Annotated in this window: 14 protein-coding genes; 9 read left to right on the top strand and 5 right to left on the bottom strand. The window is 67.4% G+C overall.

Annotation, left to right across the window (positions count from 1 at the left end; genetic code table 11):
- On the bottom strand, positions 1–1,245 hold the full coding sequence (locus J5M86_RS12270) for an aldolase/citrate lyase family protein (protein ID WP_188059164.1): 1,245 nt from the start codon (positions 1,243–1,245) through the stop codon (positions 1–3).
- A gap of 98 nt (positions 1,246–1,343) precedes the next feature.
- Between J5M86_RS12270 and J5M86_RS12265 the strand changes: the two genes are divergently transcribed.
- Both J5M86_RS12265 and J5M86_RS12260 read left to right on the top strand, forming a co-directional pair.
- The gene (locus J5M86_RS12265) at positions 1,344–2,102 is read left to right on the top strand and encodes an IclR family transcriptional regulator (protein WP_188059165.1); all 759 of its coding nucleotides are present in this window, start codon (positions 1,344–1,346) and stop codon (positions 2,100–2,102) included.
- 123 nt (positions 2,103–2,225) lie between these two features.
- The gene (locus J5M86_RS12260; RefSeq protein ID WP_188059166.1) at positions 2,226–3,683 is read left to right on the top strand and encodes a nucleobase:cation symporter-2 family protein; all 1,458 of its coding nucleotides are present in this window, start codon (positions 2,226–2,228) and stop codon (positions 3,681–3,683) included.
- A 65-nt stretch (positions 3,684–3,748) separates the two neighbouring features.
- Here the strand turns inward: J5M86_RS12260 and J5M86_RS12255 are convergent, their stop codons facing one another.
- Positions 3,749–4,648, bottom strand: coding sequence for a diacylglycerol kinase family protein (locus J5M86_RS12255; protein WP_188059167.1), 900 nt, complete (start codon positions 4,646–4,648; stop codon positions 3,749–3,751).
- 10 nt (positions 4,649–4,658) lie between these two features.
- The gene (locus tag J5M86_RS12250) at positions 4,659–6,320 is read right to left on the bottom strand and encodes an FAD-binding oxidoreductase (RefSeq protein ID WP_188059168.1); all 1,662 of its coding nucleotides are present in this window, start codon (positions 6,318–6,320) and stop codon (positions 4,659–4,661) included.
- A 54-nt stretch (positions 6,321–6,374) separates the two neighbouring features.
- On the opposite strand from J5M86_RS12250, the gene J5M86_RS12245 reads away from it, so the two are divergent.
- The 3 genes from J5M86_RS12245 to J5M86_RS12235 all read left to right on the top strand — a co-directional run bounded on the left by J5M86_RS12245 (position 6,375) and on the right by J5M86_RS12235 (position 9,482).
- Entirely contained in the window at positions 6,375–6,974 is a 600-nt protein-coding gene (locus J5M86_RS12245; protein WP_188059169.1) for a TetR/AcrR family transcriptional regulator, read from the top strand.
- Complete coding sequence (locus tag J5M86_RS12240; protein ID WP_188059170.1) at positions 6,971–8,542, top strand: glycerol-3-phosphate dehydrogenase/oxidase; 1,572 nt, start codon at positions 6,971–6,973, stop codon at positions 8,540–8,542. The genes J5M86_RS12245 and J5M86_RS12240 overlap by 4 nt, the downstream gene beginning before the upstream one ends.
- Positions 8,543–8,759: 217 nt before the next feature.
- A complete protein-coding gene (locus J5M86_RS12235; protein ID WP_244328347.1) occupies positions 8,760–9,482 on the top strand; it encodes a L,D-transpeptidase family protein in 723 nt (240 codons plus the stop codon).
- Positions 9,483–9,558: 76 nt separating this feature from the next.
- Here the strand turns inward: J5M86_RS12235 and J5M86_RS12230 are convergent, their stop codons facing one another.
- The gene (locus J5M86_RS12230) at positions 9,559–10,323 is read right to left on the bottom strand and encodes an SDR family NAD(P)-dependent oxidoreductase (RefSeq protein WP_188059171.1); all 765 of its coding nucleotides are present in this window, start codon (positions 10,321–10,323) and stop codon (positions 9,559–9,561) included.
- 37 nt (positions 10,324–10,360) lie between these two features.
- Complete coding sequence (locus J5M86_RS12225; protein WP_188059172.1) at positions 10,361–11,509, bottom strand: acyl-CoA dehydrogenase family protein; 1,149 nt, start codon at positions 11,507–11,509, stop codon at positions 10,361–10,363.
- Between the two features lie 107 nt (positions 11,510–11,616).
- On the opposite strand from J5M86_RS12225, the gene J5M86_RS15800 reads away from it, so the two are divergent.
- The 4 genes from J5M86_RS15800 to J5M86_RS12205 all read left to right on the top strand — a co-directional run bounded on the left by J5M86_RS15800 (position 11,617) and on the right by J5M86_RS12205 (position 16,618).
- The gene (locus J5M86_RS15800; RefSeq protein WP_188059173.1) at positions 11,617–13,737 is read left to right on the top strand and encodes a DUF6421 family protein; all 2,121 of its coding nucleotides are present in this window, start codon (positions 11,617–11,619) and stop codon (positions 13,735–13,737) included.
- Entirely contained in the window at positions 13,737–14,432 is a 696-nt protein-coding gene (locus tag J5M86_RS12215; RefSeq protein ID WP_188059510.1) for an SDR family oxidoreductase, read from the top strand. Before J5M86_RS15800 ends, J5M86_RS12215 begins: the two co-directional genes overlap by 1 nt.
- 333 nt (positions 14,433–14,765) lie before the next feature.
- Positions 14,766–15,833, top strand: coding sequence for a low specificity L-threonine aldolase (locus J5M86_RS12210; protein WP_244328346.1), 1,068 nt, complete (start codon positions 14,766–14,768; stop codon positions 15,831–15,833).
- Positions 15,830–16,618: a polysaccharide deacetylase family protein gene (locus J5M86_RS12205; protein WP_188059174.1), complete on the top strand. Its 789-nt coding sequence runs from the start codon at positions 15,830–15,832 to the stop codon at positions 16,616–16,618. The genes J5M86_RS12210 and J5M86_RS12205 overlap by 4 nt, the downstream gene beginning before the upstream one ends.
- Positions 16,619–16,635: the final 17 nt, after the last annotated feature.

Below are 16,635 nucleotides of genomic sequence, written 5' to 3'. Positions count from 1 at the left end.
CTATCGGGTGAGGTCGCGGAGTTGGTCGAGGGTGAGGCCGCTGGCGTCGTGCACCTCAGCGGCGTCGATCGCGCCGCAGTGCACACCTCGCAAGAGTGCCATCGCCAGCATGCGCGCGGTGGCAGGCTCGTCCATGACGTCGCCGGAGACCTTGCTGAGGTAGGACGAGAGCCGCGCGCAGGCGCTGGGCATGGCACGGCGGAAGAAGAGGTAGTTGGCCAGGTAGCGGGTGGGTAGGTGCCCGGGGTGCATGTCCCAGCCCTGGTAGATGCCGCGTACCAGCGAACGTTGGACGAGGTCGTAGTGCAGCTTCCAGGTGGCAGCGGCCTGCTCGGCGTCGCCGAACGCGATCACGTTCGTCGATCCGTCCGACATGCGCACCCCGGTCTGGGCCGCGCTGACCTGCATGATGTTCTTGGCGTGGTCGGCTGCCGGATGGTCGGCCGCCTGATAGGCGGCAGCAATGCCGAGCCCGGCGCTGTAGTCGAAGGTGCCGTAGTGCAGTGAACTCACGCGTCCCTGTCCCGCGTGGATCATCGGCGCCAGAGGTGCCACGCCGTCCGAGGCCATGATCGCCTGCGCGGTCTCCACCTGGATCTCGAAAGTCAGTGTGCCCGAATCGATTCCGAGCGCAGATTCGATCTGGTCGCAGGCCTCGACCATCGCCTCCACCTGGGCGATCGAGGTCACCTTGGGCAGGGTGAGCGTGAGTCCGTCGCCGGCGCGGTCGTGCATCGCTGCCACGAACGCAGCGAGGGTGCGCACTCCGCGAGCACGGGTCGGTGCTTCGAAGCACTTGAAGCGGATGCCCCACCACGCCGGGCGATCCGACTGGTCGAGGGCGTTGCGCAGATCGGCCACGCTGGTTTCGAGCTGGGTGTCCTCGGTGTCATCGGTGCGCACTCCGTAGCCGTCCTCGAAGTCGACCCGCAGGTCTTCGATCGGCGCAGTGCGCAGCTTCTGCCGGATGCGTTCGTAGACCTGGTCGACTTCGTCCTCGTCGGCGCCGACCACGGCGGCGAGGGTGGCGGCGTCCGGGGCGAACTGGTCGAGCAGTTCCAATGCCTTTGCGCCCCAGGAGGATACGGTTTCGGCAGCGAAGAGGTCGGCCGGCACGTAGACCGTGTGGATCGGCTGGCGGGTGGTGCGGTCGCCCGGGTACTGCTCCGCGAGATCGCGATCGGCTTGCGCGAGACGGCGGTCGAGTGACGCTGTCAGGTCGGGCACGAACTCCGGGACGGGCATGGTTGCTCCTTAGGGGTCCTGTTCATTCTGCTAGATGGAGGATAGGTTTCATCTTGCGGAATATCTACCAGGTCTCATGTATATGACAGGGAGCGCACATGGCTGAGTCGAAACCGGGGGGCGTGCAATCGGTCAACCGCGCCCTTGAGATCCTGGAGTTGGTCGAGGCGGGCGGCGATGTCGCTCTCGTCGAACTCAGCAACGCCTCCGGCCTGCCGATGCCCACGATCCACCGTTTGGTGCGCACGCTGGTCGGACGCTCCTACCTTCGCCAGTTGCCCAACCGGCGGTACGCGTTGGGCGCGCGCTTGATCCCGATGGGCAACAGCGCGCGCGAAGTCTTCGGGGCCGGCGCCGCTCCCCACCTCGCCCGAGCGGTTGAGCAGCTCGGTGAGACGGTCAACCTCGCCACCTTGGACGGCGACATGGTCGTCTACGTGGGGCAGGTGCCCTCACCGCATGCCATGCGCATGTTCACCGAGCTCGGCCGTCACGTGCATCCGCACTGCCGCGCGGCAGGCAAGGCGCTGCTCGCCTCGCTGCCCGATCCGCAGGTGCGGGAGCTGCTGGGCCGCACCGGGATGCCGCAGCGCACCGAGCGCACCATCACCGATCCGGACGTCTTCCTCGAGCAGCTCGCGCGGGTGCGCGAGACCGGAGAGGCCGTCGAGGTCGAGGAGATGGAGGTCGGGGTGCACTGCGTGGCCGTGCCGGTGCCTGCCACCGGGGTGCGCCTGGCCGTCTCCATGTCGGCACCGTCGGCGCGGATGAGCCAAGAGGTGCAGGATCGGGCGATTCCGGTGCTTCGGGAAGCTGCCGCTGCGGTGGCCGGCGACCTGGGTCGTGAAGCGGGTTAGTCCATATATCGCGCGTCGCATTGACGGGAAGGCGTGGCGTGGTCCACAGTGCCACGAACGGAATGCGATTTCCGCCATACGAAATAGTCGCCCTCAGGGTGCGGACACGTCAGGGAGGCACTGATGGCCGAAGCCACGACCACGCAGAAGGAGGCGCGGCACCCGGTCGATACGCCGATGCCGCCAGGGCCTTCGCTGCTCTATGCGCTCCAGCACGTGCTGTCGATGTACGCCGGTGTCGTGGCGGTGCCGCTCATCATCGGTGGCGCGCTCAAGCTCGAGGCGGGCGACAAGTTCTACCTCGTCTCGGCCGCGCTGTTCATGGCCGGTGTGGCCACCTTGCTGCAGACCGTCGGTGTCTGGAAGATCGGCGCTCGCCAGCCCATCGTCCAAGGCACCTCGTTCGTGGCGGTGTCGAGCATGCTCGCGATCGCGGCCAAGGACCAGGGCCATGAAGGCTTGCAGAAGATCTACGGCGCACTGATCGTCGCAGGTCTCATCGGCTTCCTGATCGCCCCGATCTTCACCCAGCTGCTGCGCTTCTTCCCAGAGGTCGTGACCGGCACCGTCATCACGATGATCGGTCTGTCGCTGATCCCGGTCGGTGTCGGCTGGGCCGCCGGCGGTGTCGGTAGCCCCAACTTCGGGCAGCCCAAGCAGTACCTCCTGGCCTTCATCACGCTGATGCTGGTGATCCTCATCTACCGCTTCCTGCCGGGCTTCTTCGGCCGGATCGCGATCATCCTCGGCCTCGTGCTCGGCACCCTCGTCGCCATCCCGATGGGCATGACCGACTTCAGCGCCATCTCCGAGGCGAAGGTCTTCCAGGTGCCCTCGCCCTTCCACTTCGGCGCCCCGCAGTTCGAGATCAGCGCGATCATCTCGCTGACCATCTGCATGCTCGTGATCATGGTGGAGGCGACCGCCGACATCCTCGCCCTCGGTGAGATCACCGAGAAGCCCGCCGACCGCGACACCGTCACCAACGGTCTGCGCGCCGACACCCTGTCGACCGCCGTGGCCGGTGTCTTCAACGGCTTCTCGCTCAGCGCCTTCGCCCAGAACGTCGGCCTGGTCGCCATCACCGGCATCCGCAGCCGCTGGGTGGTCGCCTACGGCGGTGGCATCCTGATCGTCCTCGGCCTGCTCCCGCAGCTGGGTGCGCTGGTCGCCGCGGTGCCGATGCCGGTGCTCGGCGGTGCCGGTCTGGTGCTCTTCGGCACGGTCGCGGCCAGCGGAATCAAGACCTTGAAGGAGGTCGACTTCTCCGGCAACGCCAACATGGTGATCGTCGCCACCTCCCTGGCTTTCGGCATGCTGCCGATCGTCCAGAAGGGTGCCTACGAGCACTTCCCGGCATGGTTCCGCACCATCTTCGACTCCGGCATCACATCGGCCGCCATCGCCGCGATTCTGCTGAACTTCCTGTTCAACATCGTCGGCCGCTCCGGCGAGGAAGGTCCGGTCTTCTCCTACGGCCCGGGTATCGGCACGATCTCCGAAGAGGACGAGGACCGACTCGAGGAGGAAGGCATGCAGCACCTGCGCCGTCATCGCGATCGCGACAGGAACGCCGACTGACGAATCAGTCCACCCGAAACGGCCACCGGATGATCCGGTGGCCGTTTCGTGTTGTCGCGCGGTCGTTAGTAGAAGAGTCGAAGGGCCCCGGGCTCCACCCGAATGGTGGCGGGGGTGGACGAGATCGGGTCGCCGTCGGCGAAGACCTCCAACGGGGCACCGTGCCGATCGGTGGCGGTGACCTCGATCTGCGTCGCCCGCCATTGCTGCACGTACGGCAGGCGGACGTGATGTCCACCGCGCTCCAGCAGCGCTGAGGCGGCGAGCTGGTCGAAGCGCGAGCCCTGCGTCACCACGACGTCCAGCAGGCCGTCGGCGAGGTCTGCTCCTGGAGTTGCGGTCAGTCCGCCGCCGTGGCGACCGGAGTTGCCGATGCTGAGATTCCACCCGGTGAAGCGCTCTTCGCGCTGTCCCTCCGGGCCGTCGGTGCGCACCTCGAACCGGGCGGGCTTCATGCGGAGGGCCACGCCCACGCCGGCGGCGGTGTAGACCACGGCGCCGCGGATGCGACGCCGCCGGTTGGCGCGCTCGTTGGTCAGCGCGTCGAAGCCGATGGTGGCGGTGCCGACGAAGGTGCGCTCGCCGATGCGCCCGACGTCCACGACGCGTTCGGACGCCGTGCTCAAGGTGCGGGTCACCGCGAGGGTGTCGCGGGGGAGGCCGAGGCCACGGACGAAATCGTTGCCGCGGCCGGCAGGCAGCGGGGTCAACAATGCGCCGGACGCCACGCAGCCCTGCGCGACGAAGGAGATCATGCCGTCGCCGCCGAGGGGAAGGACAAGGTCGTCCGGCGCCGCCTGCGCGGCGCAGTGCACGGCGTGCTCGGCACTGCTGGTGTGCATCAGGCTCGCCTCGAAGCCCAGGCTGCGCAGGGTGGCCACCACGGCGTCCGCCGAAGTGCCGGCGGTGCCTGCTCCGGCAGCAGGATTGACCAGCACGAGGGCACGACCGGACAGCTTCGTCATCTCTGCCTCCTCAGGGTGCGTCGGGCACCAAGGCACCGGGGTTGAGGTTGTTACCCGGATCGAGTTCGTTCTTCAGTGCGCGCAGCATACGCACGCCGACATCGCCGATCTCGTGCTTGAGCCACGGCTTGTGGTCGCGGCCGACGGCGTGGTGATGGGTGATCGTGCCCCCAGCGTCCACGATGGCGTCGCTTGCAGCGTGCTTCACGGCGCGCCATTGTCCGAGCGGATCGGGGGCCTCCGCCGCGAGATAGGTGAAGTAGAGGGACGCGCCGGCGGGGTAGACGTGCGAGATGTGGCACTGGACGATGCCCGGGGTGCCGAGGCCGTCCAGGGCGTCGGTGATGGCAGCACCGACCCGGCTGTGCAGCGCCGGGATGTTCGACCAGTGGGTGGCCGTCTCGAGGGTCTCGACGAAGACGCCTCGGGTGATGAGTTCGTCGCGCAGATAAGGCGCATTGAACCGACCGTGCTCCCAAGAACGCGCGATCTTGTCAGGAAGACTGATACCTCCATGCCGTCGCAGAATCTTGGCTGCGGAGCGTCGCCGGTCGCGTGCGACGCTTTCGCCGGTGTCGTGCCACAGCAGGATCGCCAGGCACGGAGCCGATACGCCGCGGCGCTTCAGGTAGGCGGAGATCAGCCGTCCCGGGCGGCCGGCAAGCCCTAGCGAGACCTCGGTCTCGTCGGCGTCGGAGACGCGGGTGACATCGGGCTGGGCATCGTGCCCGAGCTGCTGCACCATCTCCCGCAGGGCAGCCGTTGCGGAGCTGAAATCCGGGAAGGCGACGGCAGCGTGCCGAGTGACCCTCGGCGCAGGCTGCACCCGGAGCGTCACCTCGGTGAGCACCCCGAAGGCGCCTTCGCTGCCGACCATCAGGTCGAGCAACCTCGGCCCGGCTGCGGACGCCGGCGACTGGGCGCCGAAGTCGAAATCACCCACGGCAGTCACGCCGCGCACGCCTTCGACCATGTCGTCGATGCGCCCGTAGCCGCTGGACGACTGGCCGGCGCTCCTGGTGGCCACGAATCCACCGAGCGATGCCTGCTGGTAGCTCTGGGGGAAGTGGCCCAGCGTGAATCCCGTTGCGCGTAGAGCGATCTCCGCATCGGGAGCGATCGTGCCGGCCAGGAAGGTAGCGGTCCGATCGGTCTCGTTGAGAGATACCAGCCCGGTGAGTCGGCGCAGGTCGAGGCTGATGACAGGACGCGCTTCGTCTGCCACAGTCAGCCCGGCGACCACGCTCGTGCCGCCGCCGATGGGCACGACGGCGATGTCGTGCTCGACGCAAAGTGCGACGACCTGAGCCACCTCGTCGTGATCTGCGGGGAGAATGACCGCGTCCGGCACGAAGGGCAGGTCTCCGGTGCGGGCTCGCACGAGATCGACGTAGCTCTTGCCACCCGCGCGCGGAATGCGATCTGCGTCATCGATCAGGAGGTGTGCGGGCCCGACCGCGGCTGTGAGCGCGTCCCTGGTCGATGCTGACAGCCGGGACGCCGGCACTGTGATGTCTTCGAGCGGGACGGGCCGGTGATCGGTGACCGAGCAGCGCACGCCGAGCCGGTCGTCGAGCATCTGCTTGGCGTGCGCGGGCAGCGTGGTGGCCAGCGCCGGATCGCCCCAGCCCCACCACACCGATCTTTCGACAGACTGCAAAGTCGGATCCATGTGTGACAGTATGACATAGAGTGTCACTCTGAGTACGAGCGAAAGGCTGATGTCATGGCGGAGAGTGTGGACGAAGCGCTGTGGCGAGCAGTGCGTGAAGAGGTGGGCGCCTACGGCGTTTCACGCTCGACCGTGACCTCGGTCGCCCAGCGGGCAGGACTGTCACGGATGACCGTCTACCGCCGAGCAGGAGGCATGGAGCAGCTGGTGCTCGATGCCCTGGCCCACGAACTCGGGTCGGTCGTCCCGTTGACAGCGCTCGACCTCGAATCCGCGGACGACCCCGTCGCCGAAGTGGCCACCGCCGTCGCCGAGGTGGTCGGTGAACTCATGGATTCCGCTCTGTTGCAAGCGCTTCGGCGCCACGATCCACATCTGTTGATGCCCTACGTCGTCGGTCACTTCGGTCGCGGTCAGGTGAGTCTGACCGAACAGCTCGTCGAGCTCATCACACGCGCGCGCCGCCGCTGCCGAGCGCTCGGTCGACCATTGCGCTCGCGTCCGTCGGCTGCCGTCCAGGCCCGCTTCCTCATCCTGTCGTTGCAGACTTTCGTCATCGGGGTCGATCCCGACGAACCCTTGGACCGCCGAATGATCACCGGCGAGGTCACCCATCTCGTCGCCGGCTACCTCGCGAGCGGGCGTAGCAAATGACCGCTGTCGCCTCGCTGGATGCTGTCTCCCGCAGAGCGGCCGTCGACGGGCTGCGCCGCGAGGTCTTCGACGTGCTCGTGATCGGGGGTGGCATCACCGGTGCCGGAGTGGCTCTCGATGCCGCAAGTCGTGGGCTGCGCACGGCGTTGATCGAGCGCGACGACCTCGCGTCCGGCACTTCGCGGTGGAGCTCGAAGTTGGTGCACGGTGGGTTGCGTTACCTCGCCGGGGGACACGTGCGTATTGCGGCCGAGAGCGCACGCGAGCGGCATCTGTTGATGACCGTGGTGGCGCCGCACCTGGCGCGCCCCCGGCTCAACGCGCTGCCGCTCACCCCTGATCTGACGCGTTCGACGGCCCTGCTGACCAGTCTCGGGCCGGGAGCAGCCGATCTGCTCCGTCGGCGCAGCGGCACCGCTGGCGAGCTGCTGCCTCGGCCCGGGCGCCTGCGCGCCGACGCGGCCCGGGAGTTGCTGCCGGCGTGGTCACCCGACGCCGTTCGCGGTGCCATCACCTACTGGGACGGCCAGTTGCAGGACGACGCCCGCCTGGTGGTGAACGTTGCGCGCACCGCGGCCACGCACGGTGCGCGGATCGCCACCTATGTGCAGGCGGACGAGGTCGGTGAGCACGAGGTGGCCGTGCACGACCGTTTGAGTGGGGAGCGTTTCGTAGCCCGCGCACGCGTTGTGATCAACGCGGCCGGGGTGTGGTCCGGTGGGCTGGACGATCGGGTGCAGCTTGCTCCCAGCCGGGGCTCCCATCTGGTGCTGCCGGCCGCGCGGCTGGGCCACCTCGAGTGTGTGGTCAACCTGCCGGTGCCGGGCGAATTCGGACGGTTCGTCTTCGTGCTGCCCCAGCCCGACGGGCTGGTCTATGTCGGCCTCACCGACGAGCCCGCGCCGGGAGCCGATGGTCACGCGCCTGCAGTACCCCCGCAGGACGAGGAGTTCCTGCTCCGGATCGTCAGCCGACACCTGGCGGTGCCGCTGGACCGCGCGGACGTGGTCGGCCGGTTCGCCGGGCTGCGTCCGCTGGTCGTCACGGGGCAGACGACGGGGTCGTCCGCCGACATCTCACGGGAGCATCTGCTGCTCGATCGTCCCGGCGCGCCGCTCACGATCGTGGGCGGAAAGCTGACCACCTACCGCAAGATGGCGCAGGACGCTGTCGATGCCGCGTGCCGGCGACTGGCCGACCAAATGTCGGCGGCGCCGTGCGTGACCGATCGTCTGCCACTGGTGGGTGCGGCGCCGGCGTCACTGCTGAAGCGGGTTCGTGCCCCGCGCCATCTCGTGCGGCGGTACGGCACTCTCGCCGAGCAGGTGCAGGCGATGATCGACGAAGATCCCACCCTGGGCGAGCCGGTGGTTAGTGGCTCGACGACCCTGCGAGCGGAGTTGGCGTACGGCATCCGTCACGAGGGCGCATTGGCTCCGGCAGACCTCATCGAGCGCCGCACCAGACTGACCATGCGGACGGCGATCACTGCTCCGGCGACAGCTGCAGCCTCAGCGCTCCTCGCGACTGCCGGCGGTCGTTTCGAGATCGATTCGATACCCGGATAGCTGCTTCGACCCATCGACGGAAGCTGCTTCTTCCCGCACACTTGACCTATGCCGTCCGGGGGAATGGCGTACAAGGGAAATGAATCAAGGGGACATCAACCATGCAATCGGTTCGGCAATCCACAGGCCCGTTGGCGCACCGCGCGCCCGCGGGGCAAAATATGGCGGCTGCACACTGTGTGCCGTCACACCACGATTCACCGCAAGGGGAAATGTCATGAGCGCTCAGATGAGCCGTCGTTCACTGGTCATCGGCACCGGAGGCGGCGTCGCTGCAGCTGGCGCCTCCTTGCTGGGCGCTGAGTCCGCGCACGCAGCGGTGCCGACCATGACGATCGGGTCCCGCGGATGGCATGTCCAGCAGTTCCAGACTGCGCTCGCCTCTTCCGGTTACTGGCTCGGTGCCGCCGACGGCGTGTTCGGCCAGCTCACGCAGCAGGCCGTATGGGCACTGCAGAAGACGCACGGGCTGCGCCGCACCGGCGTGATTGACGAGGCGCTGTGGAACAGCGGTCTGGCGCGCGTCCGTGCGCAGAGCAAGCTGAAGCAGGACGGCATCGAGATCGATCTGGCCACGCAGACGCTGATGATCGTCAAGGGCGGAGTCGTGCACCTGACGCTCAACACCAGCACCGGCAACGGCAACGGCGAGCGTTTCGAGTACCTCGGTGGCTGGGCCACGGCCATCACGCCCAAGGGCACTTTCAAGATCTACCGCAAGTCGGTGCAGGAGACGAGCACGAACGCCTGGGTCGAAGGCCCGCTGGGCAGGATGTACAAGCCGCGTTTCTTCACCACGACCGGCATCGCGGTGCACGGTTCGCTGAGCATTCCGCCGTACCCGGCGTCGCACGGCTGCATCCGGTTGCACAACTCCGCACAGGATTACCTGCTGCGCACCGGGCGCCTGGTCAACGGCACCGACGTCCGCATCTACTGAATTCGATCTCTGCCGCAACGCCAAGGGCCGCACCCGACATGGGTGCGGCCCTTCGCGTTGTTCGTCGCCGGTTGGTTCAGCGGGGCGGGAGGCGCAGTGCGCCGTCGAGCCGGATCACTTCGCCGTTGAGCATGGGGTTGGCCACGATCGTGTCGACCAGTTGCGCGTACTCGTCGGCTCGGCCGAGGCGGGAGGGGTGCGGCACCTGGGCTTCCAGCATGCTCTTCACGTCGTTCGGGAGCCCAGCCATCATCGGGGTCTCGAAGGTGCCCGGGGCGATCGTCATGACCCGGATCGCCTTGTCCGCCAGGTCGCGTGCCGCGGTGAGGGTGAGGCCGACGATCGCGCCCTTGGAGCTGGCGTACGCGGCTTGCCCGATCTGACCGTCGTAGGCGGCCACGGACGCCGTCATCACGACGACGCCGCGGTCTTCGTCCAGCGGCTCGTTGTCGACCATGGCGGCTGATGCGAGGCGCAGCACATTGAAGGTGCCGATGAGGTTGATCTCGATCACCGTGCGGAACTGGTCAAGGTCGTGCACTCCGCGCTTGCCGACGATGCGCCCGGGGGTGGCGACACCGGCGCAGTTGACCACGATGCGCAGCTCGCCCATTGTCTTGGCCGCGTCGATACCCGCCTGCACCTGGGCCTCGTCGCGCACGTCGGCAGCAACGAACTGCGCACGCTCACCGAGTTCGTCAGCCACCTGCTGCGCCCGCGAGCCTTCGAGGTCGAGCAGGACGACGGCAGCGCCATCCGCGTGCAGTCGGCGAGCAGTGGCCTCGCCGAGGCCCGAGCCACCACCGGTGACGAGCGCGACGGTCTTGTCGTTGATCTTCATCGAATGTCCTTGTCGTTGGTGTGGATTCGCAGATTGGTCACAGTCCGGCGAGCAACTGGCGGGAGATCACCAGGCGCTGGATCTGATTGGTGCCTTCGAAGATCTGGGTCACCTTCGCGTCCCGGAAGAAACGCTCGACCGGGAAGTCCTGGGTGTAGCCGGCGCCGCCGAGCACCTGGACGGCGTCACCGGTCACCTTCATCGCGGCATCGGTGGCCACGAGCTTTGCGACAGCCGCGGCCTTGCTGAACGGCCTTCCGGCGTCCTTCAGGCGGGCGGCGTGGAGGTAGGTGGCACGTGCCGACGAGACGGCTGCCTCCATGTCGGCCAGCATGAACGCCAGCCCCTGATTGTCGGCAATCGGACGCCCGAACTGGTGGCGTTCCTTGGCGTAGGCCACCGAGTGGTCGAGCGCAGCCTGCGCCAATCCTGTTGCGGCAGCGGCGATTCCGAGGCGTCCAGCGTCGAGCGCGCTGAGCGCGATCGCCATGCCTTGTCCGCGTTCGCCGATCAGACGGTCGCCACTGACCGGCACGTCGTCGTAGATGACCTCCGCCACCGGGTCGGCGTGCAGGCCCATCTTGCGTTCCGGGCTTCCGAAGCGCAGTCCGTCGGCGCCGGCCGGGACGACGAAGCAGGACAAGCCCTTGCCACCGGTGTCATCAGTGCGGGCGAAGGTCGTGTAGAAGTCGGCGTGAGCGGCGTGGGAGATCCAGGCCTTCGTGCCCTTCAGTCGCCAGCCACCGCCGTCCTGCACGGCTCGCGTCCGCATCTGGGCGATGTCGGAACCCGCCTCGCGTTCGGAGAGTCCGTACGCGCCGAGCCACTCGCCGCCCAGCATCTCCGGCAGCAATGCCTCCTGTTGTGCAGTGCTGCCGAATTCGGCCACGGGATAGGCGGTCAGGCAATGCACGCTGACGCCGACGGCGACCGCCATCCACCGCTGGGCGATCTCCTCGATCACTTGCAGGTAGACCTCGTAGGGCTGTCCTGCGCCACCGAACTCTTCGGGGTAGGGCAGCGACAGCAGTCCGGCCCGCCCGAGCGTGCGGAACAGGTCACGCGGTGGGGTGGCGGTCAGTTCACCTTCGGCGGCAGGAGGGAGTACTTCCTTGTCGCAGAGGTCACGGGTGAGGACCAGCAGGTCAGCGGCCTCATCCGTCGGCAGAAGTCGTTCGACGGGCATGCGCCAAGGCTACTGAGCATGTGACTGGAGCCACATGGGGGTCGACGGCGGGAAGATTCATTGTCTACGATGTTCAAAACCGAAGGATTTTCGACGAGGAGCCAGCGATGAGTGTTTTCCCGAAGGTGTTGATCGACCAGGCGCACAGCAGTGCATGGTCGATCGATCGCGCGGTCGCCGCGACGATGAACCCTGCCAACCCCGCCGACGCGAGCCTCGCGTTGGCTGTGGAGGCGCTGCAATCACGGGGTTTCCTGGTTGCTCCACACGCGGGTGAGTTCGCGAGTTCTGCCTTCGGTGATGCCGACGTGCTGGTCATCGACCACCCGGCCGAGGCGAAGGCCGAGCGAGTGGCGGGCGACCTGCCGCCGGTCTTCACCGCCGACGAGATCGACGCTGTGGTCGGCTTTGTCGAGCAAGGCGGGGGGCTGATCGTGCTGGCCGAATGCGAGCAGGACGTCTACGGCAACAATGTCAACGAGCTGCTCGCCCGTTTCGGGCTTTGCGTCACGAGCACGCTCGTGCATGAATCGGCCGAGAGCGGCCGTCGCCATCAGGACAACGCCACCTGGGTGCGCGGCGAGGTCATCACCGGCCACGGCCAGGGTGTGCTCGCCGGGGTCGACGACCTCTGCTTCTACCGTGCCGGTGTCATCGACGTGTCGGGCGCTCCGGAGGCCCAGGTGCTCGTGCGTACGAGCGCGACGGCGCACCCCGCCCTTGAGCCGCTCGTCGTCACCGCCTCGTTCGGCGCAGGCCGCGTCGTGGTGCTGGCTGACTCCGATCTCGTGGGCGACGACTCGATCCACGAACTCGACCACACCCGCTTCTGGATCAACATCGTCACCTGGGCGGCAGCGGGCCGGACGCGAGCCGAGGTGGCGGCGACGGGTTCCGGCACGGAGAACCTCCCGGAGTGGCAGCGCCTCAAGACGGCTGTGCTCGAGCTGCGCCAGATGCAGAGCAAGGACGGCTCAATCGACGGATCGGCACACCCGCACGCCCGCGCCGCGGAGTTGGTGGAGGCGATGAAGGCCGAGATCGCAGCTCTCGCCCCGCGATTCCCGCACGACGCCGACTACCTGGCTGCTCTTCCTGTCGATCTCACCAAATGGGTCGGCGGCGGCTTTGCGGTTCCTGACTTCCTTGACTCGCTCCAGCTGTTCCGCCCCGATCTGCACCGACAGGACGGCATCGAGCACTTGGTGCTCTTCCCGATGTACACCCAGAACGGCAACCCCGACCGCGTCTTCGAAGCGCTGCTGGTGAGCGTTCCGTGGCCGCAGTGGTTGGCCGAGGTGGAGAAGGAGTACGTCAACTCCGCTTTCGTCCCGGTCAACTTCCTCGATTTCACACCCGGTTACGACACCAACTCGGCGGTGCTCTTCCCCGAGACGGTGGCCGTCCGCGAAGTGCCGAAGTTCCACTGGGGCGCGATCTTCTGCGACCGCGAAGGCGCCCGCTTCCGCCGGGTTGTCGAATCGGCCGCTGACCTGCTGCACCTGCAGCTGCCGCCTGAGGGGGAGCGGCTGCTCGGCTCCCAGGAGCTGGCGCAGTCAACTTTCGCCATGTGGGATCTCATCCACGACCGCACCCACAGCCACGGTGACCTGCCCTTCGACCCGTTCATGATCAAGCAGCGCATGCCCTTCTGGATGTATGCGTTGGAGGAACTGCGCTGCGACCTCACCACCTTCCGTGAAGCCGTGAAGCTCGAGGCCGAGGGGCAGCCCTACGCCAAGTCGGTGCAGCTGGCGATCTTGTTCGACCGGCTCTTCCGTTTCCCGATCACCGGCGACCGGGTGCGCAACTACGACGGTCTGGGCGGTCAGCTCATGTTCGCCTACCTGCACAAGAACGATGCTTTGCGTTGGACCGACAACAAGCTCTCCTTCGACTGGCGCCGCGTGCCCGAAGTCGTCGTCGCCCTCTGCGAAGAGGTCGAAACGTTGTACCGCAGCGGTATCGACCGCTCGCGGGTCGGCCACTGGCTTGCTTCCTACGAGTTCGTCACGACCTACGTCGCGCCGCACCCGGCGTCCACCTGGGCGAAGGGCGCAGCTGCTCTGCCGCTCGACGGCACGGTCAAGGAACTCGTCGACCTCGTGCAGCCCGACGAGTTCCCGCTCAACGTCTTCTACGAGGCGCTGCGCAAGAAGCTCGGCGGCGTCATCGAATCCACCCGGGGCATCACCGCCGTTTCGAGCGAACCCGCGCAGGTGGCGTGATGCTGCCCGACGGCGCGGTCGTCGCGGTGACCGGAGCCGGGGGAGCGCTCGGTGAAGTCGTGAGTCGCCTCCTGGTTGACGCAGGTGTCACGGTGATCGCGGTCGACCGTGACCTCGACCTGTTGTCGCCGACGGCTGAGCGGTACGTGCCGATGGCCGTCGACCTGCTCGACGCGTCGGCGGCAGACGCCTGGGCAGGGGAGGTGCTCGCTGGCTACGGACGCATCGACGGCCTCGTGCACCTGGTGGGTGGTTGGCGCGGCGGCAAGGGCATTGTGGAAGCCGACCTCGCTGACTGGGATGCTTTGCACGACAGCCTGATCCGCACTCTCCAGCACACTTCGCGAGCGGTGCACGACCCGTTGCGCGAGTCGCCGGACGGCCGACTGGTGATCATCTCGTCCACCGGCGTCGCGGCTCCCACCGCCAAGAACGCCGCGTACGTCGCAGCCAAGGCCGCCACTGAGGCGTGGACCCTCGCCGTGGCCGACTCGTTCAAGGGCTCCGGCGCCGCGGCGGTCGTCCTACGTGTCATGGCGCTGCTCACCCCGGCGATGCGGGAGGCCAAGCCCGAGGCGAAGTTCAGGGGCTTCACCCCGGTCGACAAGGTTGCGGCAGCGGTCGTCGCGCTCTGGGACGATCCCGCTGACTCGGTCAACGGCCGGATCATCGACCTCACCGTCGATCCGGGCTGAGGCGCAAACAGACAGAGCCTTTCCACCGACAGGCGCGGCACCTGTTGGCAGACGCGGTAGCTGCAACCGCCGCGTGCGTGAAGAGCCGCCGCGTTTGCGGCCCGGCTCGCCTCCGGCTTACATCTGGGGACGTCCGACACGCCGTACTTCGCGTCGCTACGCCGGAATTGCAAACAGACGGAGCCCTTCCAGTGACAAACGCGGCGGCTATAGGCAAACGCGGTAGCTGCAACCGCCGCGTGCGTGAGGAAGCGCCGCGTCTGCGGCCCGGCTCGCGTCCGGATGTGCGGACGACGTCCGGCCGACCTCACCCCACCTGAGAGGATTTCGAACGTGACTGAACTCGATGCGCTGCACGACCCGACCGAACGCGGCTTCGCCAGCGACAACTACTCCGGCATCCACCCCGAGGTGTTGGCGGCGATCGTCCGGGCCAACGGCGGCCACCAGACGGCCTACGGCGACGACGTCTACACCTCGAGGCTGCAGGACGCCTTCGCCGAGCACTTCGGTGAAGGCGTCGAGGTCTACCCGGTCTTCAACGGAACGGGCGCGAATGTCGTTGCATTGCAGGCCTGCACGCAGCGGTGGGAATCGGTGATCTGCACCGCGAGCGCACACATCCACGTGGACGAGTGCGCGGCGCCCGAGCGCATGGGCGGGCTGAAACTGATGACGGTGGCCACGCCGGACGGCAAGCTCACCCCTGATCTCATCGACACCGTCGCCGTGCGCAAGGACGACGAGCACCACGCCCAGCCCAAGGTCGTCTCGATCACCCAGACCACCGAGCTCGGCACCGCTTACACCCCGGCGGAGATCCGTGAGATCGCCGATCACGTGCACGCAAAGGGTTGGGTGCTGCACGTCGACGGCTCACGTCTGTCGAACGCCGCGGCGAGCCTGGGCGTGAGCTTCCGCGAGATGATCACCGACACCGGCGTCGACATCGTGTCTTTCGGAGGCACCAAGAACGGTCTGATGGTCGGCGAGGCGGTGCTGGTGCTCGCACCGGACGCCGTCCGGGGCATGAAGTACCTGCGCAAGCAGTCGATGCAGCTGGCCTCCAAGATGCGTTTCATCAGCACTCAGTTGGAAGCGCTGCTCACCGACGAGCTGTATCTGCGTAATGCCGGTCACGCCAACGCGATGGCGCAGCGGCTGGCCGGCGGAGTGCGCGACATCGACGGGCTGATCCTGCCGCGACCGGTGCAGGCCAACGCGGTCTTTGCGATCTTGCCGCGTGAAGTGTCCGAACATCTCATGGAGTCGTTCCGTTTCTACTTCTGGGACGAAAGCACCGGCGAGGTGCGCTGGATGTGCTCGTGGGACACCACCGAGGCAGACATCGACCGATTCGTCACGGCGATCAGCGACGCGATGCGAGACCATCGAGCATGACCGAATCAGGGGGTCAGGCGCGGCGACGAGTGATCATGGTCGGCGGTTCTGCCGTGCTGGGCGCGCTCGGGGGAGCGGCGCTCAATGATGAAGCGGTGGCGTACGAGGTGACGCACCGGCCGCCGTCCTACCGGGTGGCCCCGCCTGCACCGCGCACCGGCGCCTTTGTGGCGCCGGTCGTCTGGCGTGCCGCAGGTGGTGGGGTAGCGCTCACCTTCGATGACGGCCCTGACCCGAGGTGGACACCGCGCATCCTCGACATCCTGAAGCAGAACCGTTGCCTGGCAACCTTCTTCGTGCTTCGCACTCAGGTGCTCAAGCATCCTGACCTGTTGCGTCGCATCGTGGCCGAGGGTCATCAGATCGGCGTTCACGGCGTCGCGCACGTCGACATGACCACCCTTGATGCCGCCGCTCTCGAGCGCGAGTTCGACCTGTCGATCGATACGGTGCGCACGATCGGGGGCGTGACCGCCACGGTGATGCGTCCGCCGTACGGCAGGTTCGATGCGCCGGTGCTGCAGCGGGCCACGGCAGCAGGTCTGCAGATGGTGCTGTGGTCCGACTGGCTGCCCGGCAAGCACTCAGCCGCTGCCGCGGGCGTCCTGGAGCGCGACCTGACCAATGGGTCGATCGTCCTGTGTCACGACAGCCGGCGCACCCCCTCCGAGGGCATGATCGCCGCGCTGCGAGGGTTCGTGCCGCGTCTGCAATCACGCGGCCACGAGTTGGTGACCGTCGACGGTCTGCTGGGCCCTGACGCAGCGCCCGGCTCGAAGCGCTGACCACGCATGGCAGGGTG

This window comes from Yimella sp. cx-51, assembly GCF_017654605.1.
Taxonomy (GTDB): domain Bacteria; phylum Actinomycetota; class Actinomycetes; order Actinomycetales; family Dermatophilaceae; genus Yimella.
The sequence above is the reverse complement of the archived record's forward strand: the minus strand, read 5'-3'. Positions and strand labels throughout refer to the sequence as shown.